The organism is Alkalicoccus chagannorensis DSM 18086 (assembly GCF_000429725.1).
Classification (GTDB): domain Bacteria; phylum Bacillota; class Bacilli; order Bacillales; family Salisediminibacteriaceae; genus Alkalicoccus; species Alkalicoccus chagannorensis.
Genome location: NZ_AUCK01000007.1, coordinates 22,392 through 49,125, shown reverse-complemented (window position 1 = coordinate 49,125; position 26,734 = coordinate 22,392). Strand labels below are relative to the sequence as shown.

The window sequence follows — 26,734 nt, the reverse complement described above, 5'->3', positions numbered from 1 at the left end:
AGAGGTCGAACGGCGTCCCTTACAGGTCGAAAATCTGCTTGAGCTCCTCCATTTTCTGCTTCGACAAGGGAACTTCCGATTTCTGTTCGTTCGCCAGCTGAAGGCTGTAGCTGTTCTTCGTCCACGTCATGACTTCCCGGACTTTCTGCAGATTCACAAGATAGGAACGGTGGCAGCGGAAGAAGCCGAACGTCGCCAGCTTTTCTTCCAGCTCCTTTAACGTATAGGCGCACGGATACATGTCCCCCTCCAGATGCAGACACGTCCGCCCGTCCCGGCTTTCGATATAATCGATCTCCGGCGGGTCGAACAGCACGATTTTCTCCTCCAGTTTCGCCGGTATTTTGGAAAAGCGGACGTTCCCTGCCCCGGGAGGATCGTCCTCTTCTCCTTCGACTTCCACGTTGGCCTGCTTCATGCCGTCCGGGGTGAGCCGGTAGACCACGTCCGCTGCAGACACCGCCGATTCCATGTTCCCTGTCAGGAGCAGCACCGCGCTGCCCTGATCTGTCAGACGGCGCAGCAGCTGACGGAGGATTTTTTTCGAATCGATGTCGATATTCTGCTCGATTTCCTCGACGACGTACACGGATGCTTCCTGAAACAGCAGACGCGCTGCGTTCACCCGGCGCTGGACGGAATAGGACAGGCGGTCCATGCGCTCTTTCTTGTACTCCCGCAGTTGAAGCAGGTCGACAGCCGTCTGTATCGGCAGGCTGCCGCCGTAGATCTGCTGGTAGAACGTCAGATGATCGTGGACGCGCAGCCGTGGATAATGGCCTTCTTCTAATAGAAGGAGACCGAGTTCTTCCGGTTTTAACGGGTCGTCTTCTCGGAACAGGACCGCCCGGGTCATCAGCAGCCGGATCATTTCCTGCTGCTTTTCGGTGGAAGCGTGGACGGCCGTCATCGTCCCGGCCTGAAGCGGAATGTGCAGATCCGGCAGGTCCTGGGAAGCGTCCGATCTCATACGTAGTTGGGTCATCCTTCTCTCCCCGCTTTCCTGATTATTTCCCGGGAAATAATCTTCCGGGAAATGGCTGTCTTCTATGATACAAAAAATGGGAGGCAAATCATACAGCCGGAGGACGTGTTTTTTCACGCAGAAAGTCCGGGCTGCATCGTCCTCCCGTGCCAAGCGCTATTTCGGAACGTCTACATTCCTCTCCAATGACCAAAAGCACAAAGCGCGTTTTGGTCGGAACCGCGTGTACCAGAAGCTTCTCGAGGGAAGAAAGCGGTCTTCCTTCCGCGCAGCGCATGAAGCCGCTGTCTTCCTGCGATGACATTTTCCTACAAAGCAAAAAAACGCCAGCAGAGGCGCTGCTGCAACGTCATCGTCGCTGCGCGTCTCTGCTGGCGTAGAGGGGCGGTACGTGCTGGCGATCAGCCGAACACGCCGCGCACAAGGTTCGTCTGTTTTCGGTCTGGTCCGACGGAAAAGACCGATAGTGGAATGCCGGTCAGCTGGGAAATACGTTCAATGTAGTAGAGCGCATTCTTCGGCAGCTCGTGGAGCGAGCGGACGCCGGTAATATCTTCATCCCAGCCGTCGAGCTCTTCATAAATCGGTTCACATTCCGCGAGTACCTTCAAACTGGCCGGGAACTCTTCCATGATCTCTCCGCGGTATTTGTACGCCACGCAGATCTTGAGCTTCGGGATGCCGCTCAGCACATCAATGGAATTGAGCGAGAGGTCGGTAATCCCGCTCACGCGGCGGGCGTGGCGGACGACGACGCTGTCGAACCAGCCGACCCGGCGCGGACGTCCCGTTGTCGTGCCGTACTCATTTCCGACGTCCCGGATTTTATCACCGATCTCATCGTGCAGCTCGGTCGGGAACGGTCCGTCGCCGACACGCGTCGTGTAGGCTTTTGACACGCCGACGACATGGTCGATTTTGGACGGACCGACACCGGATCCGATCGTGACGCCTCCGGCAATCGGGTTGGAGGAGGTGACGAATGGGTACGTTCCCTGGTCGATGTCGAGCATGACTCCCTGAGCACCTTCAAACAGGACGCGCCGCCCTTCATCGAGGCCGTCGTTGAGGATGACGGACGTGTCGGCTACATACTTCTGGATCTGCTGGCCATATTCGTAGTATTCGTCAAGGATGTCCTCGATTTTGAACCCTTCCGTCTCATAGATCCGCTCCAGCACGCGGTTTTTCTCCCGCAGGTTCACGGCAAGCTTTTCGGCAAACTCGTCCCGGTCCAGCAGATCAGCGATGCGGATACCGGTACGGGCCGCTTTGTCCATGTAGGCCGGACCGATGCCTTTGCGCGTCGTGCCGATTTTGTTATCGCCCTTGCTGTCTTCTTCCGCAGCATCCAGACGCAGATGATACGGCAGAATCACATGCGCCCGGTTGCTGATGCGCAGGTTGCTCGTATCGACATTGCGCTCATGCAGGTACTCCAGCTCCTCTACGAGGGCCTTCGGATCAATGACCATGCCATTGCCGATGACGCACGTTTTGTCCGAGTAAAAAATACCGGACGGAATCAAGTGCAGTTTATATTTCGTGTCATTAAATACAATCGTATGGCCGGCATTGTTGCCGCCTTGATAGCGGGCGATCATCTCCGCCCGTTCAGATAAATAATCGGTGATTTTGCCTTTTCCTTCGTCTCCCCACTGTGTTCCTACAACTACAACTGACGGCATAGGTGGAGCACCTCCAACGGTAAATTCGTTCTTTTTGCGAACCAACGCTAGTTTACCAGTTCTCCTGAAGAGCGTCAACACAATTACCGAACGTTATGTTTTGAAAATCTTACATTCGTTCGCTTTTTGACTGTTTCTTTGGATCATCTCCCCGGCTGCATGCCCAGCTGACTTCCTCTTCTCTTTTAAGCGATTTTTTCCAGCCGTTATTGTATAATATCTATAGGATAAAATGCATATTCCATTGCTTTTTTTCAGGGTTTTTTCTCTGCAGTGTAGAGGATGTGCAGTTCCAACTGCAATCGTCGATCTGCTGGATGAAACGGGGGCAGCTTTGCCACGTCACGTTTTGTCCGCTATTTCTCCCCTGCGGCTCGTCTGCGACGCCAGCCTGTACAGGGACTTTCTTAGGAGGCAGTCATCATGAAATGGTTACTTACGGCCGCAGCGGCCATCCTTGTCCTTTGCATTCCGTTCTTTGTCTGGCAGGTACAGGAGAGCGGAGACGTGGACACCGTCATCATCAATAAAACAGTTCCGGACGAAACGTACCGGGAGCATCACGGCCTGACCTGGCTGTTGAACCACTGGAAGACGACGGAGGAACGCCTGGAAGCAGATCAGGATTATTACGGGTTCCATCCGGACGAAGCCGACGCATCCTACACGGTTACCGAACTGCCGGACGATTACAGCGGAACGGACTTGATTTACATGGCGGATACATACGGGGTCTATGAGGACGACGTCGCCTGGTCGGATCACGAAGGCCGGGAAGGCGCGAGGTCAGAGCTGCTTTACGGCGGTCTGAGCCAGGCGGATTGGAACCGCATCGAAGCCCGCCTCACAGACGGAACCCCCTCGGCGTTTCTGGCTGAGTTTAACAGCTTCGCCTCCCCGACGGAGCCCGCGGTCGAAGAACAGGTCACCGACGCGCTCGGCATCGAGTGGACCGGATGGCTCGGGCGCTACTTCGACGAGCTCGATCCGGAACAAAACGACGAGATCCCCCAGTGGGTGCTGGATGCGTATCCGGACTGGGAAGAATCCGGACCCGGCTTTCTGCTTATTGATGATCGGTCGGGGGAGCTGATCGTCTTAAACGAGGAAGAACACCTGGACAGCGAAGGCATTCAGCTGACGTTTACCGAAGCAGGCGAAGCCTATTTTGGTATGGAAAGCAGCCCCTCGTACGAGTACTGGTTCGATATTGTCACGGCAGATGAGGAAGATGACGTGCTCGCGGCATACGACTGGAATTTGACGGAAGAAGGCCGTCAGCTGCTGGACGAGCAGGACCTGCCTGTACGCTTCGATGCCGTGATTCATCATGAACGCGGCGCTTCCGACCGGTTTTATTTTGCAGGGGACTATGTTGATATTGCCGATGTTCCGCGGTCGTACCGCTATGCCGGCGTGGAGCATCTCCACCGGTTCATCCATGCCCTGAATCCGAGCGCGAATACGTTCTTCTGGTCCACGTACGTCCCGATGATGGACGCCATCCTCGAAGATGTGGAAAGCCGTGCAGAGGAGAGCGCAGAAGAAGCGACGACCTCAGAACCAGAGGATCCGGATGCGCCGGCGTATCCATCCAGGATTCATGAAGACCGCTACGAAGTGTATCAGGACGGGGAATGGCAGGACATCACGATCCAGGGAGTCAACATGGGCATGGGCAGACCGGGAGCGTTTCCCGGCGAAGCTGCCATCAGCAGAGACGAATATGCCCGCTGGTTTGACGACATCAGCGAGATGGGGGCCAACACGCTCCGGATCTACACGATCCACCCACCGGCGTTTTACCAGGCGCTCGAGGAACACAACGAAGGCCGGGACGACCCGCTCTATTTGATGCACGGATCCTGGATTGAAGAGGAATCCCTCGAAGAAACGCTCGATGCCTTCGATGACGCGCACACAGAGCCGTTTCAGGAAGAAATGAAGACGATTGTCGACGTCATCCACGGCAATGCCGAGATTGATCCGGAACCGGGGCACGCAGACGGTGTGTACAACGCCGACATCTCTGATTATGTCATCGGCTGGATCATCGGCATCGAGTGGTATCCCTTCATGGTGCTGGAAACGAACGAGACGTACAGCGGACTGGGAGACTATGAAGGTGAATACGTCTACACAGAAGGCGCCGAACCGTTTGAACACTGGCTTGCCGAACAGATGGATGTGCTCGTCTCCTATGAAGCGGAGACCTATGACGCCTACCGTCCGGTCAGCTTCACGAACTGGGTGACGACCGATCTGCTGGAACACCCGGCAGAACCGGATGAAGAAGAGGACCTCGTCGGGGTGGATCCGAACGTCATTCATCTGCAGGGGGACATGGACAACGCCGGACAGTTCGCGTCGTATCACGTCTATCCGTACTACCCGGACTTCCTTAATTATGAGGAGCGGTACTTGAACTTCCCGGACCGTAACGGCGAGCCGAACAACTATGCCGGCTACCTGCATGATCTGCACGAAGCACATGACATGCCCGTACTCATTGCCGAATTCGGCGTACCGTCCTCGCGGGGGCTGACGCACGTCAATCCGTTCGGCTGGAATCAAGGGTTCCACTCCGAAGAAGCGCAGGGAGAGATTGTATCCGATCTCTATCTCGACATCCTCCATGAAGGGATGCTCGGCGGCCTCGTCTTCACGTGGCAGGATGAGTGGTTCAAGCGGACGTGGAACACGATGGATTACGACAATCCGGACCGCCGCCCGTTCTGGTCGAATGATCAGACGAACGAAGAACAGTTCGGCCTGTTGAGTTTTGACCGTAACAAAGTCCGCATCAATGAAGACCCGGACGACGGCAGCTGGGACGAGGCGGAGACGCTCTATACGGCAGATGACGGTCCGCTGCAGCAGGTGCAGATGGACCATGATGAACGCTACCTCTACCTCCGCCTCGACCTAGAAGAGGATGTGTGGGAAGAAGGACTGCATCCAAAGGTGCTCTTCCAGACGAATCCCGATCAGGGCAATGAGACGATCGCGGACGTCGACGGCGTGTCGTTTGACGAGGGGATGGATTTCATGATGACCCTCCAGTCAGAAGAAGAAGCCTACGTGGAAGTGGACCGGTATTACGATGTCTTTGAGAACGACTACAGCCACGAAACGGACGTTTTTCCGGAAGACCTGGCCCCGCCAGAGAACAACAGCGGCGACTTCAGCCCGATCCGGCTGGCGCTCAACCAGGAGCTCGTCATTCCAAGCCGGGACTTGACGGTACCGTTTACGTACTACGAAACCGGAGAACTGCTTCACGGCATCGGCGATCCGGACCACGACGCGTACAACTCGCTGGCAGACTTCTACTACAACGACGAGGAGCACGTCATCGAAGTCCGGCTTCCGTGGCTGCTGCTGCAGTTCCGTGACCCGAGCATGCGCGAAGTCATGGCGGATATCTATGACGAAGACGGCGATGCCGGCACGTTCATCGACGGCATCCAAACCGCCGTGCTGCTCGTCGAAGAAGACAGCGGCAGCTACGAGGTGCAGGCCTCTCTTCCGGAGCGGGACGACGACGTCATCTCGGACATGAGCCTGTACGAATGGGAAACATGGGACGAGCCGGCCTACGAGGAGCGGCTGAAAGACTCCTACTATCTCCTGCAGGACACGTTTTTGGAACAGCTGGAGGAAACGGAGGAGTGATGGCTTTCCGGGCGGACAGATACCACGGAAATGAACCTCTACCCCCACGTCTATTGATCCGCCATTTATTAGAGAAATAGGTAGTGGGTGCAGCGGCTGCGGTATTTCTTTCTTCGCCTGCCGTGGAGAAAGCTTTCAACTTCCCCCGAAGAACGCCGGGGAGATCTCCACAGGCGTCACGAAAGAACACCTTGCCACTGCGGCAGGTTTGACCATAAGAAAGGCTCGGTTTTCCCAGATTATGAGAAAGCATAAGTTTTCATACAAGGAGACGGCTCGCATCGTACGCTGCGCGCCGTTCCGACCAAAAAGGCGCTTTGTGCTTTTGTTCAGAGAAAAAGCATTGCAGCCTTTTATTAAATGGCTTTGTTAAAGCCTAGTGTTGTTATAACAAAAGTACGCCTGCGGCTCTTTTTTCTTCGCTTGCCCCGGAGACATCCTTCCGCTCTCCCTCCCTTACGTCCGGGAGGATCTTCACGCTTTCTTTATCCGCAGGCGTCTCGAAAAATAGCCTGGGCCTGCTCCGTTTCATAAAAGTTTCTCTTCTTTCAGAAGGACGCAGCGAAGACCGGCGGACGCCTGTGGAAGAAGGAGATCGGAAGATCCCGCAGGGCGTAAGACCGAGGAAGCTGAAGATTTCCTCCACGGCAAGCCTGCCGAGTTGCAGCGGCGTTTTCTGTCATTATCAACAATAAACAATCACAGAGCCTATTAAATAAGAGCGGCGCGCAGCCGGCGACTCCGGGAGGATCAGGACGATTCGAAGATCCGGCTGCCGGAGCCAAGCCAGGCCAGCGGAGCGAGTCCCCTCCGGAAAGCGCCCGGCGGAAGCAGAGCGTCTCTCCGTATTCCAAATAAGGAGCTCTTTCTGTTGTTTCTATAGAAACAACAACAGGTATTATCTGGATGATATTGGTTAATCAACAGACGTGCTCTACCCCAACATATATTTTAGAGCCATAGAAGAACCCCCACTGGAAATGATATCCAATGGGGGTTCTTCGTATGCCATCCCGATGCCTTTGTCAGGCGCCGGGCGGAATATCCTGTTCATCGTAGCGCCGTTCGAGATTGACGAACTTGTTATGTTCCTTGACGAATGCCAGCTCGACGGTGCCGACCGGGCCGTTACGCTGTTTGGCGACGATGATTTCGATGATGTCTTTTTTGTCGGACTCCTGGTCGTAGTAGTCATCGCGGTACAGGAAGGCGACGATATCCGCGTCCTGCTCGATACTTCCCGATTCCCGGATATCCGACATCATCGGCCGTTTGTCCTGCCTTGATTCGACCCCGCGGGAGAGCTGGGAGAGCGCAATGACCGGGACTTCCAGTTCCCGGGCGAGTCCCTTCAGTTCCCGGGAGATCTCGGAGACTTCCTGCTGACGCCCTTCGCTGGAGCGGGCATCGCCTTGAATGAGCTGCAGGTAGTCGATCATGATCATGCCAAGGCCGGCTTCCTGCTTGAGCTTCCGGCACTTCGAGCGAATCTCCTTCACCTTCACGCCAGGCGTGTCGTCGATGTAGATACCGGCTTTCGCCAGGCTTCCCATCGCCATCGTGAGGCGCTGCCAGTCTTCATCCTCCAATGCACCCGTACGCAGACGCTGGGCGTCGATGTTGCCTTCTGCACAGAGCATCCGCATGACGAGCTGATCGGCGCCCATCTCGAGGCTGAAAATCGCGACGTTTTCGTCCGTTTTCGTCGCCACGTTCTGGGAGATATTCAGCGCAAACGCCGTCTTCCCGACAGAAGGCCGGGCGGCGACGATCACCAGATCGCTGCGCTGAAACCCGGCGGTAATGCGGTCGAGCTCCTGGAATCCGGTCGGGATCCCAGTAATCTCGCCCGCGGTCTCCTGCATGATTTCGATTTTATCGAACGCTTCGACCAGCACATCCTTGATCTCCACGAATTCACCGGTCTGCTGCTTCCTGGCAACTTCGAGAATCGATTTTTCCGCTTCGTTGAGAATCGAGTCAATCTCTTCTTCGGCAGCATAACTTTGAGAAGCGATGCTGGTCGCCACCCGGATCAGCCGGCGCAGCAGGGATTTTTCTTCGACAATCTGGGCGTAGTACTGCACATTGGCTGCCGTCGGCACTGCGTTGGCGAGCTCGCCGAGGTAGCCGACGCCGCCGATCTCCTCAAGCCACTGCTGGCGGTGCATCTCGTCAATCAAGGTGACTAGATCCACCGGTTCGCCTTTGCCGGAGAGTTCCAGCATGGCAGCGAAAATACGCATGTGGGCGGTCCGGTAAAAGTCTTCCGGCACGAGCCGCTCCGAAGCCGTGATCAGCGCCTGTCCATCCAGAAAAATGGCACCGAGCACGGCCTGCTCTGCTTCAATATTCTGCGGCGGTGTCCGGTCTTCGAACATATCGCTCATCGTCTGACTCCTCCCTGCTGCTTACTCCTCGGCTACGTGGACCTTCAGCGTGGCGTGCACCTGTGGATGCAGTTTCACGAGGACGTTGGTATAGCCGAGCGTGCGGATCGGTTCTTTCATTTCGATTTTCCGCTTGTCGATCTTGTAGTTTTCTTTTTTCAGCTGATCTGCAACCTGTTTGTTCGTGACGGCGCCGAACAGCCGTCCACCGTCGCCGGCCTTTGCTGTCAGCTCCACGGTCTTCTCTTCCAAATCCGCCTTCATTTGTTTCGCTTCATCCAGCTCTTCCTGCTGGCGCTGACGCTCGTTTTCCTGCTGCTTCTCGAGCGACTTGACGTTGCCTTTGTTCGCTTCTGCAGCCAGGTTATTTTTCAGGAGATAGTTCCGGGCATAGCCGTCCGGGACTTCTTTCACTTCACCTTTTTTGCCTTTTCCTTTTACATCTTTGAGGAAGATAACTTTCATGATGAGGAACCCCCTTTGAAATAGTCGTCGATTTTTTCTTTCAGCATCGTTTCTGCCTGCTCTTCATTCATATTTTCCAACTGCGTAGCGGCGTTCGTCAAGTGGCCCCCGCCGTTCATGTTTTCCATGATGACCTGGACATTGACTTCGCCGAGCGAGCGGGCACTGATGCTGATGCGGCCGTCTTCGATTTTGGAAATGACAAACGAAGCGACGACATCGTTCATGGACAGAAGCGTATCGGCCGCCTGGGCAATGAGCACCTGGCCGTACGTTTCGTCCGAATAGCCTCTGGCGATCGCTACGCCGCCGGCATAAATATGCGCCTGTTCAATCAGCTTGGACCGCTTCACATAGTGATCCAGATCTTCTTTAAGCAGCTTCTGTACGAGCGTCGTATCCGCTCCGCGGGCCCGCAGGTACGCCGCTGCATCAAAGGTTCGCGAGCCGGTGCGGATCGCAAAGCTTTTCGTGTCGACGATGATGCCGGCAAGGAGTGCTGTCGCTTCGAGCGTCTCGATCTGTGGATGCTTCGGCTGATACTCCAGAAGTTCCGTGACCAGCTCCGCCGTGGAAGACGCATACGGCTCCATGTAGACGAGCACCGCATCGCTGATGAAGTCCTCTCCGCGGCGGTGGTGGTCGATGACGATGGTCCGCTCCACTTTATCGAGGAGTTTCGGCTCCTGGACGAGCTTCGGCTTGTGCGTATCGACGACGACGAGCAGCGTTTCATCGGTGATGTCTTCGCGTGCTTCGTCCGGGGTGATGATGCGTCCCCACAGCTCCTGATGCTTCTCTACTTCCTGGAGGAGCTTGGATACGCTCTGATTCACGTCGTTCGGGTCAACGACCACGTAGCCTTCTTTGCCGTTGGCCTCGGCTATTTTTAAAATACCGATTGCCGAGCCGATCGAGTCCATGTCCGGGTTCTTATGCCCCATGACGAAAACTTTTTCACTCTCTTTGACGAAGTCCCGCATCGCGTGCGAAATGACCCGGGCACGGACACGCGTCCGCTTTTCCGTTGCATTGGACTTGCCGCCGTAGAAGCGGACTTTCCCGCTTTGTTCCTTAATCGCCACCTGATCGCCTCCCCGCCCGAGGGCGAGATCGAGACTGGACTGCGCCAGCGTACCGAGTTCGCGGAGCGAGTCCACGTTGGAGCCGATGCCGATACTCAGCGTGAGCGCGACTTTTTCTTCCTGCGTATTCTCGCGCACTTCATCGAGCAGCGTAAAGCGGTCTGCTTCAAGTGCCTGCAGCGTGTTCTGGTTCATCAGGGCGATGAACCGGTCCGCCGACGTGCGCCGGACGAAGACGTCGTGTTCCTGTGCCCAGTCGTTCATCGCATCGGAGACGTGGGACAGAAGCCGTGACCGGAGCTGATCGTCCATCCCCTGGGTCACTTCATCGTAGTTATCCAGGTAGATAAAGGCAATCACCGTCTGGTCTTTCTCGAATTTATCCTTGTACTCCTGCTCTTCGGTTGCATTCAGGAAGTAGAGGAGCCGCTCTTCCGGTTCGTGCACGACGCGGTAATTGGCGTCTTTCACATGCAGATAGAAGGAGCGCCTCTCCTCGTTCACCGATTCGATCAGCTCCTCGGAGAGATCGGCCATGGATACACCGGGCAGGTCCTTCTTCATGACCTGCTGCATGTACGGATTGGACCACTGTACTTCCCGCTCTTCATTGTAAAGGAGCATGCCGACCGGGATTTTCGTGACTGCCTGTTCGCCGGCTTTATTCACCCGGTAGGTGAGTGTCGAAATGTAGTCCGTCAAATCTTTTTCGAACTGCATCCGCGCCCGGACAACCATGACACCTGCGGCGGCAAGCAGCACGAACCCGATGATGCCGAGGGGCCAGCGGTCGTACGTCACCACTCCAATAAAGAGTGCTGCTATGATAAACAAGACGATTACATGATAGCCATGCCACCGTTTCATCAGGAATTTGGGCATACTAGACAACTCCTACTCCTGCGACCGTAATCGCGTTCTTAAATCAAAACCTAAATCAATTATACCTAAGATTCGTACGATAGGTACTAAAAACGGAATGAACAGCAGCGAAATCGCTGCGAGTACCGGTACCGCTTTCGAGATGCCTTTCCAGTGACAGAAAAAGAAGATGAACGCGATTCCCTGAATGAGCATCAACCCTTCCATCACCGGGGACAGATTGGCGGAGACGGTATGGAGCATGCCCTCTTGTCCTTCGCTGATGTTAATAAACGAAAGAATGAGCACCGCCAGGTAATACCAGATAAACGGCTTCGGCAGGCTCCATTCCCGCACCGGTGGAAACCGCGGCACGGAGGCCCCGCGGCGTCGCAGAAAGTACGCGGCCGCCGTCTGCATGATGATGCCAGCAACACCGCCGATGATCACGAACATCGCCGGGGCGGACGTCTGCAGATCATCGATCCACGCGGTCATCTGTTCCACTTCTTCTTCTGAATCCAGGTTCATCATCTCGTCTGTTGTTTCCAGCGATTCCGCCAGGGACTCCTGAAACTGTTCGATCGGGTCCGTGCCCGTCAGCAGCAGCACACCGACATACGTCAGGGTGATGCCGGAGACGAGCGCGACTACCCCGCCGCCGTAGACCGCAAAGGGCTGCTCTCCTTTTTGATAGAGAGCGCCGAACACGATCCCCGGCACGGCAAACAGCAGTACGACGGCCGGCGCATACGGGCCGAGCACGACCGCAAGCAGGAGCAGGAGAACAGACGCTGCGACCGCGCCCCGCGGCCAGCCGTATTTATATGTAAATAACGCCATCGGTACCGGCACGAAAAACATCAGGACGAGGCCGGCAATCGGAATGAACAGCGATACGAGCATCAGCAGGAGAAACACTGCTGACAGCATGATTCCGTCACGGAGTATGGTATTCTGATTCATGATCGTCTACACCTTCTCTTCCCTTTTTCCAGTTACATCAAGCTTCATTCTACCACGTATACGCCCCGGAGACCAAAAGCGCCCTGCGCTTGTCAGGCTGCGCTGATACTACAGGCGTCCCCGCCAAACACGTCGGTGTAACGGATCTGCGTATTGGGGAAAGACGTCGCGATAGGCAGACACGACGGCTCTTCTGCTTTCATGGCATGATAGGAATGTATCAGTTTCCATGTAGGGGGACGGCGCAGCCGGCTGCAAGGGAAGAAAGAAAAACCTTTTCTTCCCTCGAAGAGCATGCAGCGACGCCGCACGCCGTTCCGACCAAAAAGGCGCTCCGCGCTTTTGTTCTGCATACGTGGAAGCACTGGCATCCCTATTGCTTTCCTAAGAAAAAAGCATCCACTCCGGAAACCCGGAATGGATGCCGTCACAGATGCTGATTTACTCTTCCACGAACGGAAGCAGTGCCATGGTCCGCGAACGCTTCACCGCGCGGGTGAGCTGTCGCTGATACTTGGCAGAAGTTCCTGTTACTCGGCGTGGAAGAATCTTTCCGCGCTCGGAGATGAACTTCTTAAGAAGATCCGTGTCCTTGTAGTCGATTTTCGTAATCTTATTCACCGTGAAATAACAAACTTTACGGCGACGTGGCTTTCCTCGACGTGCCATGCGAATACCTCCTTCAGTGTTTTTTTATATGATGGATTCTCCATTTAGAATGGGAGATCGTCGTCATCTATATCAATCGGCTTGCCTTCACCGGCAAACGGATCGTTATTCGATGAACCTTGATTGGAAGTCCCGGATCCGGAGCCCTGCTGCGGACCGCCGTAGCCGCCCTGGTCTCCATAGCCGCCCTGCTGGCCGGCTGGAGCTCCTGACTGCTGGCCTCCGCCCTGTTGGCTGGATGCCCCGCGGGGTTCCAGGAACTGAACGCTCTCTGCAACGACTTCTGTCATAAAGATGCGCTTGCCTTCGTTGTTATCGAAGCTGCGCGTTTGAATGCGGCCATCCACGCCTGCCATACTTCCTTTTTTCAGATAGTTAGCGACGTTTTCTGCCTGTTTTCTCCAAACAACAGTGTTGATGAAGTCCGCTTCCCGTTCACCCTGCTTGTTCGAAAACGGACGGTTGACTGCCAGTGTGAATGTCGCGACTGGAATGCCGTTTCCCGTGTAGCGAAGCTCAGGGTCTTTCGTGAGACGGCCTACAAGAACAACGCGGTTAAGCATCGGAATTCCTCCCCGGATCCTGGATTCGGTTGTGCATATTCATTAGTCATCTTCGCGTACGATCATCGAACGAAGAATGTTGTCGTTGATCGAGCTGAGACGGTTGAACTCATCCAGTGCCGGCTTTTCAGCCTTCACTTGAAGAAGCACGTAGTAGCCTTCAGCGAAGTCATTGATCTCGTAGGCAAGACGCTTACGGCCCTTCTCATTCGTCTCTGTTACTTCTGCGCCATTGTCAGCCAGTACCTTGTTGAAACGTTCAACGGTTTCTTTTGTATTCGCTTCTTCGAGGTCTGGACGCACGATGTACATGATTTCATAGTTGCGCATGTTCTGTCACCTCCTTTTGGACTAGGCCCTCTACCCGTTGGTGAGAGCAAGGAGCGAGTCGTTTTACCCGCAAGTGATAATTATATCAGAGCTCCAGGGTCGAAGCAACAGAGAATTTCACTGCCGTATTTCCCGGGAAATATGTGCGTAGGAATGCCTCCGTGCTTCCTGGTCATGCACGTTGGTAATCAGGAGAAAATCGGTCGTGCCGTACACATCCGCCAGGGCTTCGAGCTGCTGGCGGACGGAAGCAGGACTGCCGATGACCGCCCGGCGGCGTTCGTGCTGCACCGCTTCTTTTCCGGCCCGGTCGAGAATGGCGGCTGCGTGGTCCGGGGACGGAACAATCGAGCTGCCCCGGCGCACCTGCTGCAGCCACGCATCCTGGGTCAGCGCCAGCTGCTCGGCTTCTGCGTCGGTGCCGGCACAGACGACGAACACGCAGACGCGCACCCGCGGCGAAGCAGCGCGGGCGTAGTAGCGTTCCATCGTTTCTTCCGCCTGGTCCGGGGAAATAAAATGGCCGAAGACAAGACCGGTATCCAGCGCGGCGGCGGTTTCTGCACTGCGCGGAGAAAGACCGAGCAGCCAGAGCGGCGGAGCAGCGGCCTGTCGCGGTGTCGTCTTGACGATCCGGTACGGATGGTGCTTCGGCATCGTCCCGTGCAGGAAGTGCTGCAGCTCCTCCAGCTTCTCGTGGAAGCGGTCCTCTGCTTCCCGGCCGTCCGCCAATGCCTGACGCGTGCGTTCCGTTCCTCCCGGTGAATTGCCGACTCCGAGCTCGATTCGTCCCGGGTACATCGCCGAAAGCGTGGAAAACGTCTCCGCCGTCTTCAGCGGGCTGTACTGCGGAAGCAGGATGCCGCCGCTGCCGAACGCCATCTGCTCGGCTTCTGCAGCCAAACGGGCGATCCAGAGCTCCGGGGCCGCGCTCAGCATGCCGTTCGTGCTGTGATGTTCCGCAAACCAGTAGCGCCGGTACCCTTCCCGGGAGGCCGTCTGGACGAGGGCCTTCGTTTCCGCTGCCATCTGCTCTGCCTGCATCCCTTCCGGAAGCGGGATTTGATCAAGAATGCCGAGTTCCATCGACGTGTGCTCCTTTCGTTTCGTTCGGGTACATGAGACAATACGTTCACATGAGACTGTCCTTATCATAACGTCCGCTTTCTATCTATGCATGATTTCTGCACGGAGGCCTGCGGACCGTCAGGCATGGTTTTTTAGCTTCCAGCGAAAGGATGATTGAATTGAAGACATTTTTTACTTCGTGGAGCGGCGGTAAGGACTCGACGCTCGCCCACTATACGGCCATGCAGCAGGACATGCTGCCTGCCGCTCTCGTGACGATGTTTGAAGAGGAGGAAACACGCTCCCGCTCCCATGCCCTGCCGAAAGAAGTCCTCGACGCGCAGGCGGCGGCGCTGAACCTGCCGCTCTACACACGCGGGGCGTCCTGGTCGGACTATGAGGCCGTTTTCTCCAATCTGCTGCAGGAACTCCGCAGCCGGGGGATCCACGATGGCGTCTTCGGAGACATCGACCTCGAAGGCCACCGTGAATGGGTGGAAAAAGTGTGCACGGCGCAGGGCATCCAGCCGCACCAGCCGCTTTGGCAGGAGCCCCGCGAAGACGTGCTCCAGCGGCTGTTGGACGCCGGTTTCCATGCGATCATCATCGTGGTCAAAGAAGACCGGCTGCCAGCTTCTTTTCTCGGCCGCAGCATCGATCCTCCCTTGATCAAGGAACTGGAAGCCCACGGCGTCGATCCGTGCGGGGAAGAAGGCGAGTTCCACACGGTCGTGGTCGACGGCCCGATCTTCTCCCGGTCCGTCCGGCTCCAGTACGGCGAGGTAGAGCACCACGACGGCTATGCGTTCCTGCCCGTGACGACAACGGACTGATGCAAGCGCCGGCTGTGGCTGCCTTTTCCTGTGCGGGGTTGGGGCAAAAACGTACTGCATAAGCGAAAAACGCTGCCGACGATCCAATGGACCGCCGGCAGCGTTTCGTTTACAGATCGCTTCAGCGAGGCTTAGGGCAGAGAACGGTACAGCCACCCGGTCAACGAGGCAGGCATTTCCCGCCTCTCCTGATCGTTGCGTACCTCCGGCGCTGTCCGTCGAATAAAAGCGCAAAGCGCCTGCCGGCCGGAACGGCGAGTGCCGCAGGTTTTTTAAGGGAAGCATGGGTTCTTCGTACTCCCCGAGCAGCTGGCTACGTCGTCACCCTTAATGAAACCTTATACGTTCCTATACTCCAAAAAGGCGGAGAGCCTCTTTGATGACTATAGGTTGTCCCGGGCTGCTCGTCTGTGCAGAAAACTGCTTTTGATGGCGGAGCCTCCTGTTACCGGGAGTCGATCCCGGTCCCTCCTTCCCGCCCTGCCAGGACGACCGGCCAGCGGTGCAGCTCCTGATACGCTTCCGGTTCAGGGGTATGGGTGAAGACGACCTGGGCCGGCTCGAGCCAGGAAAGCAGCGTCTCCGTTTCTTCCAGCGACGGGTGGACGAGATATGGCCGTTTTTCATAGGCCGTACCGGTAAACGCAGGAAGTTTCGGTCCTGTCGTCATCACAGCCGGAGGCATCGGGCCGGATGCCAGCGTGCTTTCTTCGTAAATGGCAAAGCGGTTGTCGTACTGCTGCAGCCATCGGTCGACAGAGAGCGGCTCTGCCTCTGCGAGAAACGTTTCCAGCTCCGCCGCGCCCGCTGCACGAAACCAGGCCCGGCGTTCCTGCAGACTTTGTTCGGTATAACGCTTAATCTCAGGATCGACCACCGGCATCATCCCTTCGGCCGCAGCAAACAGCAGCAGCTCCTGGGTTTTACCAGCAAGCGGGCCGTGCAGAGCGGTCGCTACCTTCTGCTCGTTCACTCGATCCAGCAGGTCCTGCGCCTCCTCGTGCTGGTTCCGTCGTACCGGTCCTGCGGCTCCGTCCAGGACAGCGATATCCACCGGTTCCTGCGGCGGCCGGTCATACGGATACAGCCGCGAATGCATCGTATAATCTCCGGAAAAGAATACTTTCTTTCCTTCTGATGCAAACAGAAACCAGCAGGCTCCCAGCGTATGACCGGCCCGGCCGAAGCAGCAGGAGATGCTGGCATACGTACGCCAGCGGCCGATGTCTTCCCACTCCAGCGGCTGCGGCTGCATTCCATCCGGCAGCGCACCGATCTGCTCCAGCGTAGGCGGGGAGGCATACACGGGGCCGCTCCACCCTGTCTGAGCGAGAGCGGGAAGCGCCCCCGTGTGATCGGCATGGCTGTGCGTCAGAAAGACAGCTGCCAGTCTCTCCGGACGCACCAGATGCAGCGAAGGCAGCTGCCCCTCCGACGTCCATGCCCCCTTTTCAATGCCACAGTCGATCAGGACATCCGTGTCGGGAAAATGAAGAAGAAAAGAGGAGCGGCCATATTCGCCGGCTCCTCCAAGAAACGTGACGTGCATGCGATGCTCCTCCTTTCCTACGTTCGGTACCGCTGGGAGCGTTCTTTCATCTTTTCCACCGCAATCAGGACGAACGTCGTCATGATCACGGTAATCAGGGCCATCGCCATTCCCTGTGCCACCGTTCCCTGCTCAAACTGCGAATAAATGAAGGTGGCTGAGGTGTGCATGTTCGGCGGCCGGAGAATCAGCGATCCGACGAGTTCCCGCATGGAAATCGTGAAGGCCATGATCCAGCCTGCCAGCACGCCGGGCATGATGAGCGGCAGCAGAATGGTCCGGACGATGTAGAACGGACCGGCGCCGCTCGTCTCGGCCGCCTGAAACAGCGAATCGCCGAGCTGCCCGTAGATGGCCTTGATGTTCTGCACCGTAAACGGAATGTAGAGAACGACATACGTCGTCACGAGCATCATCCACGTGTTGTAGACCGGTGCCGGATTCCAGTAGGCGTTCCAGAACAGAATCAGGCCGACGACAACGACGATGCCGGGCACGGTATTCGGCGCGATCGAGAGAAAGTCCATTCCTTTTTCGACCGTCCCACGCCGTTTCATGATGATGATCGTCACCCACAGACCGATGACAGCACTCACCGTGGCAGCAATAGCTGCAAGCCAGATGCTGTTCCAGAGGGCTCCGGCTCCGCTGCCGGAGAGAAGATCCTGCAGGTGACGCAGCGTGACGTTATCCCAGGCGAGGCCGCTCCCCTGCACGTCGAGAAACGCTGTCGAGACGACGGAGAAATACGGAACGCCGATCGACAGCCCGAGTACGACAGCCAGATAGAGCCAGGCAAACACCTGCTTTTTTCCAAGCGGCGAGTAGGCGCTCGTCTGCCCTTTCCCGGAGACGACTTTGTTGTGCGTTCTTCCGGCAAACCACTGCTGAAAATACCAGACGGCCATGCTGACGCTTAACAGCATCGTCGACAGGATCGCCGCGGTGCCAAAGTCAATCGGCCACACGGAAGCGTGGCGATGGATTTCCGACGTCAGCACATAAAAGCCAATCCGGTTTCCGAGCGTCACCGGTGTGCCGAACTCGCCGATTGTTTTCACGAAAACGAGCAGGGCGCCCATGCTGTAGCCGGAGACAAACAGCGGCAGCACGATGCGGCGCAGCCGGTACAGAAAGCTGCCTCCGTGTATGAGGCCGGCTTCTTCCAGTCGGCCGCCGATGTTCTGCAGGTTGTTGCGCATGATCAAATAAATAAACGGAAACAGGTGAAAGCTCATCACGAGCACCATCCCGCCATATGTGAAAAAGTACGGGGTCACCGGAGCGAGAAACGGAAACAGCTGCTCGGCGTAGCCATTTCCCTGCATCGACAGAATCCAGCCCATCGCCCCGATATACGGCGGGGTCATGAACGGGATAATCAGAACGACGTCGATCCAGCGGTGCCGTGCCAGCTCGGTTCTCGCCATGAAAAAAGCGAGCGGCGCAGCAATCAGGGAAGACACGATCACCACACCGAAACCGAGCAGCAGCGAGTTCAGCAGAATCTCCTGATACATGCTTTCTCCGAGAATCGAAAAAGCGCCGAAACCTTCGAACGTTCCTTCTGGTGTGACTGCCCGCATGATGACAAGGGCGAGCGGAATCAGCACCAGAATCGTTAAAACGGTAAGCGCCAGGTATTTATTGGCGCGCTCGGTCCAGCTGTTCATTTAGCGCACGATCCCCTGGAACCGCTCCAGATAGTCTTCCCCATTTTCTTCGAGGTACTCCCACTCAAAGTCCAGCTGCTCGATCTCTTCGATGCCGGCCCGGTCTTCATGAGGGTCGATATCTTCCCGGATCGGCATCAGAAACGCATCTGCCACGATCTCCTGTCCGGCATCCGAGAGAATGTAGTCGATGTACTGCTGGGCGGAATCGATGTTCTCCGCGCTTTCCATGATGAAGGCCGGACGCGGCGTGACCATCGTGCCGCTTTCAGGGAAGACGATATCGACCGGCTCGCCGTCTTCGATATTGTTATAAACCATATAGTCCACACCGGCCATAACGAGCTGATTCGAGCCGCCGATCACCGTCTGCAGAGCCGGATTGTTGGCTCCTTCCATCTGCAGGCCGTTGTCTGCGAGCGATTCAAACAGCTCCCAGCCTTCCTCGCCTTCCTGGTTGATGTAGGCGGCGATAAAGTCGCGTGCCGTACCGGATTCATACGGGTCCGGGATCGCAATCTCGTCGGTATACTGCTCCTCCGTCAAATCGCTCCAGTCGGACGGCACATCGCCGATGACGTCGGTATTGTAGCTCAGGCCCAGCGCGGAGGCGCTGAAGCCGTAATAGTGATGGTCGTCATCGTACCAGCCGTCCCGCAGCGAGTCCGCGTACTCCGATTCATACGCCATCGTCATCCCCTGCTCTTTGAAATCCATCGCCGGCGGCATCGAAGCAAGCACGACGACGTCGGCAATCGGGTTATCCTGCTCTGCTTCCAGACGGCCGAGCACATCGCCGGTCGTTCCCTGGAACATGTCCACATCGATTCCTGTCTCTTCTTCAAATCCTTCTACGAGATCTTCGGCCATGCCTCCAGGACCGGACGTGTAAATCGTCATTTCACCCGTTTCTTCATGGTCCTCGTTCATATCATGTTCCTCGTTTTCGCTGTTTTCATCCATTTCCTCATTCGCGTTGTTCGTCTCTTCGTTCATGTTGTTCCCGGCGGCGTTATCTGCCCCCTGCTCCGATTCGGTCTGGGCACACGCACCGAGTACGAGCACGCCTGCGGTTCCTGCAAAAATCTTAAGCTGTTTCTTCACGGGAAACTCCTCCTTTATGCTGTATGAGATGAATCGTACTGCGGACGGTGACAGACACTTCCTGTCCCGGGACCGTCCTCTCCGGTGTATAGGCAAAGAGTCGTTCGTCTGAGCCGTCGAGCGTCAGACTGACTTCGTATCGTTCTCCAAGAAAGCTCACGGTTTCTACCGCAGCGCGGATCCCCGCTTCTGCCGGGGCGGTATCGAGGGAGACCTGCTCCGGGCGGATAATGGCATGCACCCAGTCATGGGGCTCGAGCCCTTTCGTTTTGCTCGTGGAAAGGGGAATCTGCACGTCCGCGTTGACTTTGAGCATCGGGACGTCCTCCACCTCTGTCACCAGTCCCTGGATCAGGGCCCCTTTTCCGATGAAAGAAGCGACCACCTCGTTGACGGGACGCTGGTATATTTCTTCCGGTGTGCCCGTCTGCTGGACTTTGCCGTCATTCATGACGACGACCCGGTCCGACATCGCCATCGCTTCGCTTTGATCATGCGTGACGTAGACGGCGGTCATGTTCAGCTTTTTGACGAGCGACTGCAGCAGGATCCGCATCTCATCGCGGAGGGACGCATCGAGCGCACTCAGTGGCTCATCCAGAAGCATGATGTCCGGGTCGGTGGCCACCGCCCGTGCGATCGCCACCCGCTGCTGCTGCCCGCCGGAAAGCTGATGCGGATAGCGCTCTTGGAAGCTGCCGAGCTGCACGTTGTCGAGGGCCTCGGACACTTTCTCCTGCACCTCTTTGTTTCTGCCGGCTGCTTTCAAGCCGTAGGCGACATTTTCGAAGACCGTCATGTGCGGCCAGAGGGCAAAGTCCTGGAAGACCATGCCGATCTTCCGCTTCTGCGGCGGCAGGTTGACCTTCCTGCTGTTGTCGTAGACTGCTGTTCCGCCGAAGTGAATCGCGCCGGAGGCCGGTTCTTCCAATCCTGCTATCATCCTTAACAATGTCGTCTTCCCGCATCCCGAAGGACCAACCAGACTCACAAACTCTCCGGACTGCACCGTCATGGAGAGGGGTTTCAACGCCTGCAGCTGCCCGAACCATTTTTCCAGTTGTTTAAATTGAATGTCCATGTTGTCCGCTCCTTTCTCTACGTCCCTCATACTACGGGGGAAATGTTAAGGAAATTTAAATGAAAAATTAACATTCCTTCAATACTGGTGTGGCATTCTCTATACAGGTATTGATTTTTTCTATAAGCAGGCCCGGAAATGTTGGAGGAGGATCAAAAAAGACATGGAAATCAAGGGAGTGAGAGGATGAAATGGAAGCAGCTTGAAGTTTTTCATCATTTTTCGCAGCTGCAGAGCATGTCAGCGGCGGCGGAGGCGCTCGGCGTGAAGCAGCCGACGGTGTCGTTTCATTTGAAGGAGCTCGAGGCGTCTGTCGGTACGCCGCTGTTTGAGCGGAAGGGGGATCAGGTGATGATGACGCCGGCGGGCGCGGCGCTCCGTCATTATTCCCGCGAGATGATGGCGCTGTTTGAGGAGACGGAACGGGTGATGCGGGATTATCGGGACAAAAAAGGAGAGCTGTTTGTCGGCGCGAGTTATGTGCCCGCCAACTATGTGCTGCCGGAGATTCTGTATGCGTTCCAGCAGCAGTCGCCGGGGATTCAGCTTCATATTTCGATTCAGCCGACGCCGAAGACCGCGGAGGACATTGTCATGAAGCGACTCGATGCCGGGGTGGTCTCGGAGCAGCAGCTGGATACGAAACGGCTCGTCGTCAAGCGGCTCGCGCAGGACGACGTGGTGCTCGTGACGCCGCCCGATCATCCGCTGCTTACCGTCCATTCGCTGGAAGAAGCGCTCCCTTCGTGGCCGCTGCTGCTGCATCAGAGTGGATCGACGAGGGATATCGTCAACGACTGGGCGGCCGCGGCAGGCATGACCCTGCAGCCGGCCATGGAGCTGACAAACGTGGAGGCGATCCGCTCGCTCGTCAAACTCGGGAGCGGCTGCGCGGTGTTGTCCTCACGGGCCGTCGCTGCTGATGTCGCTGCCGGGACGCTCGCCGTGCGTCCGCTGCCATATGAGCATGCGACGCGCTGGATTTCCCTCATCTATCGCCGCGACCGGCCGGTAACTCCGGTCATGGAGGCGTTTTTCACCGAGCTCTACAGCGGCATGACGGCCGGGGAGGACCCACTGCCGTTTTAGGTTTTCCGTTTGCGACTGCCGAGGCACTGTGCCTGGAATGCCTGCCGACCGGAACGGCGAGTGCCGCAGTGCGACGGCGTTGGAAGCGGTTGTAACAGATTGTTCACAAAAAGATTCATTTAAAATACTTCTTTTAACGTGTGAAATATGTTTCAATAAAGGTATCAAACAGAGGAGGTGCTGTTCTTTGCTTACAGAAGAACACAAACAGACGATCAAGGCGACGATTCCCGTGTTGGAAGAACACGGAGTGACGGTAACGACTCATTTTTACGAGACGATGTTCGAGGCGCACCCGGAGCTGCTCCACATCTTCAACCACGTGCACCAGAAAACCGGGATGCAGCCTCAGGCCCTCGCCTATTCCCTTTACCAGGCCGCGGTACATATCGATGATCTGGAGGCGATCCTGCCTTTCGTCAAACGGGTGGCGCATAAGCACCGCAGTATCGGGGTACTGCCGGAACACTATCCGATTGTCGGGAAATATCTCCTGCAGGCGATGCAGGATAAACTGAATCTGGCTGAAGACGATCCGGTCATCGAGGCGTGGGGCGCTGCATACCAAATCATTGCGGATATTTTCATTCAGATTGAAAAAGAGATGTACGAGGCGGCTGCCTGGGAAGGATTTGAGGAGCTCGAAGTGGTCGAGAAGGTGCAGGAGAGCAGCGAAATCACGTCGTTCTATCTGCGCCGGCAGCAGGAGCAGCCGATGCCGGCCTTTGCCCCGGGACAGTATCTCAGCATCAAGGCGGAGATCGACGGGGAGCCGTATACCCATATCCGGCAGTATTCGTTGTCGGATGCCCCCGGGCAGGAACACTTCCGCATCAGCGTGAAGAAGGAAGAAGGCCCGGCGGGGATGGTTTCTACGTGGCTGCATGAGCACGTGGAGCCGGGACAGATGCTTCCGGTGAGTGCGCCTGCGGGTGATTTCACCATCGATAACGAGAAGCGCCCAGCGGCATTTCTTGCCGGCGGTGTCGGTATCACGCCGCTCATGAGCATGATCAAAGAACAGCAGGCGCGGCAGCCGGACCGTCCGCTCACTCTCGTCCATGCCGTGCGCACCGAAGAAGCGGCGGCGCTGACGAACGAACCGGCAGCGGACACCCTCGCGGGAAGCTTTCTCGTCGCTGAAACACCTGTCGACCCGGAGGCGGTGGACGCCGTGGGACGTTTGACGCCGGAGCTGCTGGAGCAGTTTCTGCCGGCGGATACGGCGGACGTGTACCTATGCGGACCGGAAGCATTCATGGAAGCAGCAGCCGGCCTTCTGCTCGGACGAGGCTTCACGACGGATCAGATCCACTATGAATACTTCGGTCCGGGGACGGCGCTGCGTGCGATGACAATCGAATCGTAACAGCCGAAGCAATAGCGCACAGCTTCTTTTAGTCGGAACGGCGGGTGCCGTCTGCCTCGATGCACCCGTAGACATTCTAATCACCAAAAAAGACAGCACGAACCGCCGCAGGCATTTGTCTGCGGCGGTTTTTTTCTCCATAATGAAAGAAAGGAGGGGATACAATGAATATCTATATTGTCTTCGCGACGTTGAGTGGTCATACGGAAGAGCTCGCCGAGAGGATGGAAGAACGCCTCCAGGAGGCCGGCATGGAGGTCGTGGTGGAGGAAGCGAACACAGCGGAGGCTTCCCGCTTTCAGGAGTTTGACATGGTGCTGCTCGGTTCCTACACCTTCGGGGACGGGGACGTGCCGGATGACATGCTGGATTTGTATGATGACATGAAAGAAACCGACTTGAGCGGCTTGTCCTTTGCCATTTTCGGTACCGGCGACACCGGCTATGAACATTTCGCCGGCGCCGTCGATCACCTGGAAGCGCTCGTCCAGAAACAGGGCGGCCGGCTGCGGGTGCCTGCCATGAAAGCAGATGGAGAAGCAGATGTGCAGGAAACGGATGCGCTCGTGGACGACTACATCGAAGCAGTGCTCGACGTTCTGAAGCAACCGTAAGCGGGGAACGGATTTTCCTGCGGCGAAGAACCGCAAAGGAGGAGCGTCTCGTTGAACAAACGCTTGGACGCTTCCCATACCATAGCAGAGGCCCTCCGCCATTCGTTGTGGTGGAGGGCCTTCTATAGCAAATATCCTGGAACGTTTATACGTTGAAACGGAAGTGGACGACGTCGCCGTCCTGCACGACGTATTCTTTCCCTTCGAGACGCACGTTGCCTTCTTCTTTCGCTTTGTTCATGGTACCGGCAGAGACGAGATCGTCATAGGAGACGACTTCGGCACGGATAAAGCCTCGCTCAAAGTCGGTGTGGATGACACCTGCTGCCTGAGGGGCTTTCGTGCCGCGTCGGATCGTCCAGGCGCGGACTTCCTGCTTGCCGGCCGTGAAGTACGTGTCCAGGCCGAGCAGCGCGTAGGCCGCACGGATGAGCTGATCGAGACCGGCTTCTTCAATGCCGAGGTCGTCGAGGAACTCCTGCTTTTCCGCTCCTTCGAGTTCCGCAATCTCCGCCTCGATTTTCGCACAGACGACGATGACTTCCGCGTTATGATCCGCTGCCAGCTGCTTCACCCGCTGCACATGCTCGTTGCCGGATGGATCGAGCAGATCTTCTTCACTGACGTTGGCTACATAAAGCACCGGCTTTTCGGTGAGGAGCTGGAAGCCTTTGACCAGCTTCTTCTCTTCTTTGGAGAAGTCCACGCTTCGTGCCGGCATTTCGGATTCAAACGCGTCACGCAGCTTCTTCAGTACTTCAAACTCCGCCATCGCATCTTTGTCTTTCGATTTCGCCATCTTCTCGACTTTGCCGATCCGTTTCTCCACGGATTCCAGGTCCGCGAGAATCAGCTCGAGGTTGATCACTTCAATATCACGGATCGGATCGACCCCGCCGGAGACATGCGTCACGTTCTCATCGTCAAAGCAGCGCACCACGTGGGAGATCGCATCCACTTCACGGATATTGGAAAGAAATTTGTTCCCGAGCCCTTCTCCTTTGCTGGCACCTTCGACAATACCGGCGATATCGGTGAATTCAAAGGCCGTCGGGACCGTTTTCTCCGGAATAACCATCTCGGTGAGCGTCTGCAGGCGGCCGTCCGGGACCTCGACAATGCCGACGTTCGGGTCGATGGTACAGAACGGGTAGTTGGCCGATTCTGCCCCTGCCTGTGTGATTGCATTAAAAAGCGTGGATTTCCCGACGTTCGGGAGCCCCACAATTCCTGTTGTTAACGCCATGATTTCATTTCTCCTTTATTTTCAAACTTTCCTTGTGCACGCGTACAAGTCTGCATCCTTCCTCATTATAGAGATTCCCGCGCCTGAACGCAACGGCAGGCGGCCGTGCTTTTGAACGAAACGCACGCGTCGGACCAAGCCGCCGTCTTCCTTCAGGAGAACGTATGGTTCTGATATAAGAAAAGAAGCCGCCCCCTGTTACGCAGGAGACGGCCGCACCCGCATGTCTATTCCTCTTCTGCCGAGGCAAGGACACGCTTCATTTTCTTCTCAAAATCCCGTCGCTTCATCATAATACTGTGGCCGCACCCTTCGCACTTGATCCGGATATCCATCCCCATCCGGATGATCTTCCACCGGTTGGTGCCGCACGGATGCTGCTTTTTCATTTCGACAACGTCATTCAGATGAAACTCTGCCATCCGCTTCAACCACCTTCCCAACTAAGTAATGAATGTTCGGCTGATGATTCCTTTTTCCATGCCGAAACTGTGGTAAAATCAAAGCAATATACTACCATGGAGGTGAGGGCAGTGCAAGGTCTTTTCATTCCCGCCGGCTTGTTCATCGGCATGGGCATCGGTCTCGTATTCGATGCCCCGGACGTCGGGTTGTTTATCGGCATGGGCGTCGGTTTTCTGTTAATGCCGGTCTACAAACTCGTCCAGCTCCGCGTTCAGCCGCAGGTCATTGAATGGCACAAATCAGAAGAAGGGGAGCCAGTGCTCCGCGAAAACGAAGACCACCACGAGGAAAATCGCCGGCAGTAGGTTCGCAATCCGGATGTTCGTCACCCCGAGCAGGTTCAGTGCAATCCCGATGATCATCACACCGCCGACGGCCGTGATTTCCGCAATCACCAGATCCAGCAGCTCCTCCGGCACGAAGCGGATGATCCACACGGCCGCCAGGGCAATACTGCCCTGGTACAGCATGACGGGAAAAGCCGAAAAGAGCACGCCGATGCCCATCGTTGCCGCAAAAATGACCGACGTGAAACCATCGAGCACCGATTTAGTCAAGAGCACCGAATGATCCCCACGGAAGCCGCTGTCGAGCGCGCCGATGATGGCCATCGCACCGACAACAAACAACAGCGTCGCTGCCACAAACCCTTCCGCTAGGGAATGCTGATCTCCTTCTTTCTTCAACTTCCGCTCCAAAAAACCCCCGAATTCATTCAGCTTGCCCTCCAGATTCCAGCGCTCGCCAAGCATCGCGCCAAGCGCCAGTCCAAAGATAACGAAGAGAAAATTCTCCCCCTCCACGGCCATCGTTGCTCCGAGAATCAACACCGCCAGGCCGATCGCCTTCATGACGGTCTCCTGCATGCCAGCAGGGAATCGTTTCAGCCGCGAGCCGATAAACGCCCCGGCAATAATCGCGACTCCATTCACAATCGTTCCAAGCAGTACCATGTATGTCCGCCCC

23 protein-coding genes are annotated in these 26,734 nt (G+C 56.4%); 6 read left to right on the top strand and 17 right to left on the bottom strand.

Going from position 1 to position 26,734, the window contains the following annotated elements; all coding sequences use genetic code 11:
* Positions 1–19 precede the first annotated feature (19 nt).
* Entirely contained in the window at positions 20–985 is a 966-nt protein-coding gene (locus G477_RS0105800; RefSeq protein ID WP_026697144.1) for a LytTR family transcriptional regulator DNA-binding domain-containing protein, read from the bottom strand.
* Between the two features lie 401 nt (positions 986–1,386).
* Positions 1,387–2,673 (bottom strand): adenylosuccinate synthase, encoded by a 1,287-nt coding sequence (locus G477_RS0105795; RefSeq protein ID WP_026697143.1) that lies wholly within the window; start codon positions 2,671–2,673, stop codon positions 1,387–1,389.
* Between the two features lie 423 nt (positions 2,674–3,096).
* Here G477_RS0105795 and G477_RS0105790 point away from each other — a divergent pair, with 423 nt between their 5' ends.
* Positions 3,097–6,348 (top strand): hypothetical protein, encoded by a 3,252-nt coding sequence (locus G477_RS0105790; protein WP_026697142.1) that lies wholly within the window; start codon positions 3,097–3,099, stop codon positions 6,346–6,348.
* A gap of 1,025 nt (positions 6,349–7,373) precedes the next feature.
* Here the strand turns inward: G477_RS0105790 and dnaB are convergent.
* The 8 genes from dnaB to G477_RS0105740 form a co-directional block, all read right to left on the bottom strand.
* Complete coding sequence (gene dnaB, locus G477_RS0105780; protein ID WP_026697141.1) at positions 7,374–8,738, bottom strand: replicative DNA helicase; 1,365 nt, start codon at positions 8,736–8,738, stop codon at positions 7,374–7,376.
* 21 nt (positions 8,739–8,759) lie between these two features.
* Positions 8,760–9,203, bottom strand: a complete 444-nt coding sequence (gene rplI / locus G477_RS0105775) for a 50S ribosomal protein L9 (RefSeq protein WP_026697140.1) — start codon at positions 9,201–9,203, stop codon at positions 8,760–8,762.
* Complete coding sequence (locus tag G477_RS0105770) at positions 9,200–11,170, bottom strand: DHH family phosphoesterase (protein WP_026697139.1); 1,971 nt, start codon at positions 11,168–11,170, stop codon at positions 9,200–9,202. Before G477_RS0105770 ends, rplI begins: the two co-directional genes overlap by 4 nt.
* 12 nt (positions 11,171–11,182) lie before the next feature.
* Entirely contained in the window at positions 11,183–12,115 is a 933-nt protein-coding gene (locus tag G477_RS0105765; protein ID WP_026697138.1) for a YybS family protein, read from the bottom strand.
* Positions 12,116–12,556: 441 nt separating this feature from the next.
* Complete coding sequence (gene rpsR, locus G477_RS0105755; protein ID WP_026697136.1) at positions 12,557–12,784, bottom strand: 30S ribosomal protein S18; 228 nt, start codon at positions 12,782–12,784, stop codon at positions 12,557–12,559.
* Positions 12,785–12,828: 44 nt separating this feature from the next.
* On the bottom strand, positions 12,829–13,347 hold the full coding sequence (gene ssb / locus G477_RS0105750; RefSeq protein WP_026697135.1) for a single-stranded DNA-binding protein: 519 nt from the start codon (positions 13,345–13,347) through the stop codon (positions 12,829–12,831).
* A 42-nt stretch (positions 13,348–13,389) separates the two neighbouring features.
* Positions 13,390–13,677 carry a 30S ribosomal protein S6 gene (rpsF, locus tag G477_RS0105745; protein ID WP_026697134.1) on the bottom strand — a complete coding sequence of 96 codons (288 nt, stop codon included), beginning with the start codon at positions 13,675–13,677 and terminating at the stop codon, positions 13,390–13,392.
* A 117-nt stretch (positions 13,678–13,794) separates the two neighbouring features.
* Positions 13,795–14,763 (bottom strand): MsnO8 family LLM class oxidoreductase, encoded by a 969-nt coding sequence (locus G477_RS0105740; protein WP_026697133.1) that lies wholly within the window; start codon positions 14,761–14,763, stop codon positions 13,795–13,797.
* 152 nt (positions 14,764–14,915) lie between these two features.
* Here G477_RS0105740 and G477_RS0105735 point away from each other — a divergent pair, with 152 nt between their 5' ends.
* The gene (locus G477_RS0105735) at positions 14,916–15,578 is read left to right on the top strand and encodes a Dph6-related ATP pyrophosphatase (protein WP_035211357.1); all 663 of its coding nucleotides are present in this window, start codon (positions 14,916–14,918) and stop codon (positions 15,576–15,578) included.
* A gap of 445 nt (positions 15,579–16,023) precedes the next feature.
* Here the strand turns inward: G477_RS0105735 and G477_RS0105730 are convergent, their stop codons facing one another.
* The 4 genes from G477_RS0105730 to G477_RS0105715 are packed head-to-tail and all read right to left on the bottom strand — an operon-like array spanning position 16,024 to position 20,985.
* Positions 16,024–17,127, bottom strand: a complete 1,104-nt coding sequence (locus G477_RS0105730) for an MBL fold metallo-hydrolase (RefSeq protein ID WP_026697131.1) — start codon at positions 17,125–17,127, stop codon at positions 16,024–16,026.
* A 17-nt stretch (positions 17,128–17,144) separates the two neighbouring features.
* On the bottom strand, positions 17,145–18,800 hold the full coding sequence (locus tag G477_RS0105725) for an ABC transporter permease (RefSeq protein ID WP_026697130.1): 1,656 nt from the start codon (positions 18,798–18,800) through the stop codon (positions 17,145–17,147).
* Entirely contained in the window at positions 18,801–19,904 is a 1,104-nt protein-coding gene (locus G477_RS0105720; protein ID WP_026697129.1) for an ABC transporter substrate-binding protein, read from the bottom strand.
* Positions 19,888–20,985 carry an ABC transporter ATP-binding protein gene (locus G477_RS0105715; protein WP_026697128.1) on the bottom strand — a complete coding sequence of 366 codons (1,098 nt, stop codon included), beginning with the start codon at positions 20,983–20,985 and terminating at the stop codon, positions 19,888–19,890. The genes G477_RS0105720 and G477_RS0105715 overlap by 17 nt, the downstream gene beginning before the upstream one ends.
* Positions 20,986–21,171: 186 nt before the next feature.
* On the opposite strand from G477_RS0105715, the gene G477_RS0105710 reads away from it, so the two are divergent.
* The 3 genes from G477_RS0105710 (at position 21,172) to G477_RS18825 (ending at position 24,057) form a co-directional block, all read left to right on the top strand.
* The gene (locus G477_RS0105710; protein ID WP_170203842.1) at positions 21,172–22,074 is read left to right on the top strand and encodes a LysR family transcriptional regulator; all 903 of its coding nucleotides are present in this window, start codon (positions 21,172–21,174) and stop codon (positions 22,072–22,074) included.
* A gap of 187 nt (positions 22,075–22,261) precedes the next feature.
* Positions 22,262–23,443, top strand: coding sequence for an NO-inducible flavohemoprotein (gene hmpA, locus G477_RS0105705; RefSeq protein WP_026697126.1), 1,182 nt, complete (start codon positions 22,262–22,264; stop codon positions 23,441–23,443).
* A gap of 164 nt (positions 23,444–23,607) precedes the next feature.
* Positions 23,608–24,057 carry a flavodoxin domain-containing protein gene (locus G477_RS18825; RefSeq protein ID WP_035211355.1) on the top strand — a complete coding sequence of 150 codons (450 nt, stop codon included), beginning with the start codon at positions 23,608–23,610 and terminating at the stop codon, positions 24,055–24,057.
* 145 nt (positions 24,058–24,202) lie between these two features.
* On the opposite strand, the gene ychF is transcribed toward G477_RS18825, so the two are convergent.
* On the bottom strand, positions 24,203–25,303 hold the full coding sequence (gene ychF / locus G477_RS0105695) for a redox-regulated ATPase YchF (RefSeq protein WP_026697125.1): 1,101 nt from the start codon (positions 25,301–25,303) through the stop codon (positions 24,203–24,205).
* 227 nt (positions 25,304–25,530) lie between these two features.
* Positions 25,531–25,725, bottom strand: coding sequence for a DUF951 domain-containing protein (locus tag G477_RS0105690; protein WP_035211353.1), 195 nt, complete (start codon positions 25,723–25,725; stop codon positions 25,531–25,533).
* Positions 25,726–25,836: 111 nt separating this feature from the next.
* Here G477_RS0105690 and G477_RS18820 point away from each other — a divergent pair, with 111 nt between their 5' ends.
* Entirely contained in the window at positions 25,837–26,073 is a 237-nt protein-coding gene (locus G477_RS18820; RefSeq protein ID WP_051287723.1) for a hypothetical protein, read from the top strand.
* Here G477_RS18820 and G477_RS18815 read toward each other — a convergent pair.
* On the bottom strand, positions 26,008–26,721 hold the full coding sequence (locus G477_RS18815; RefSeq protein WP_035211348.1) for a DUF554 domain-containing protein: 714 nt from the start codon (positions 26,719–26,721) through the stop codon (positions 26,008–26,010). The genes G477_RS18820 and G477_RS18815 overlap by 66 nt on opposite strands.
* Positions 26,722–26,734: the final 13 nt, after the last annotated feature.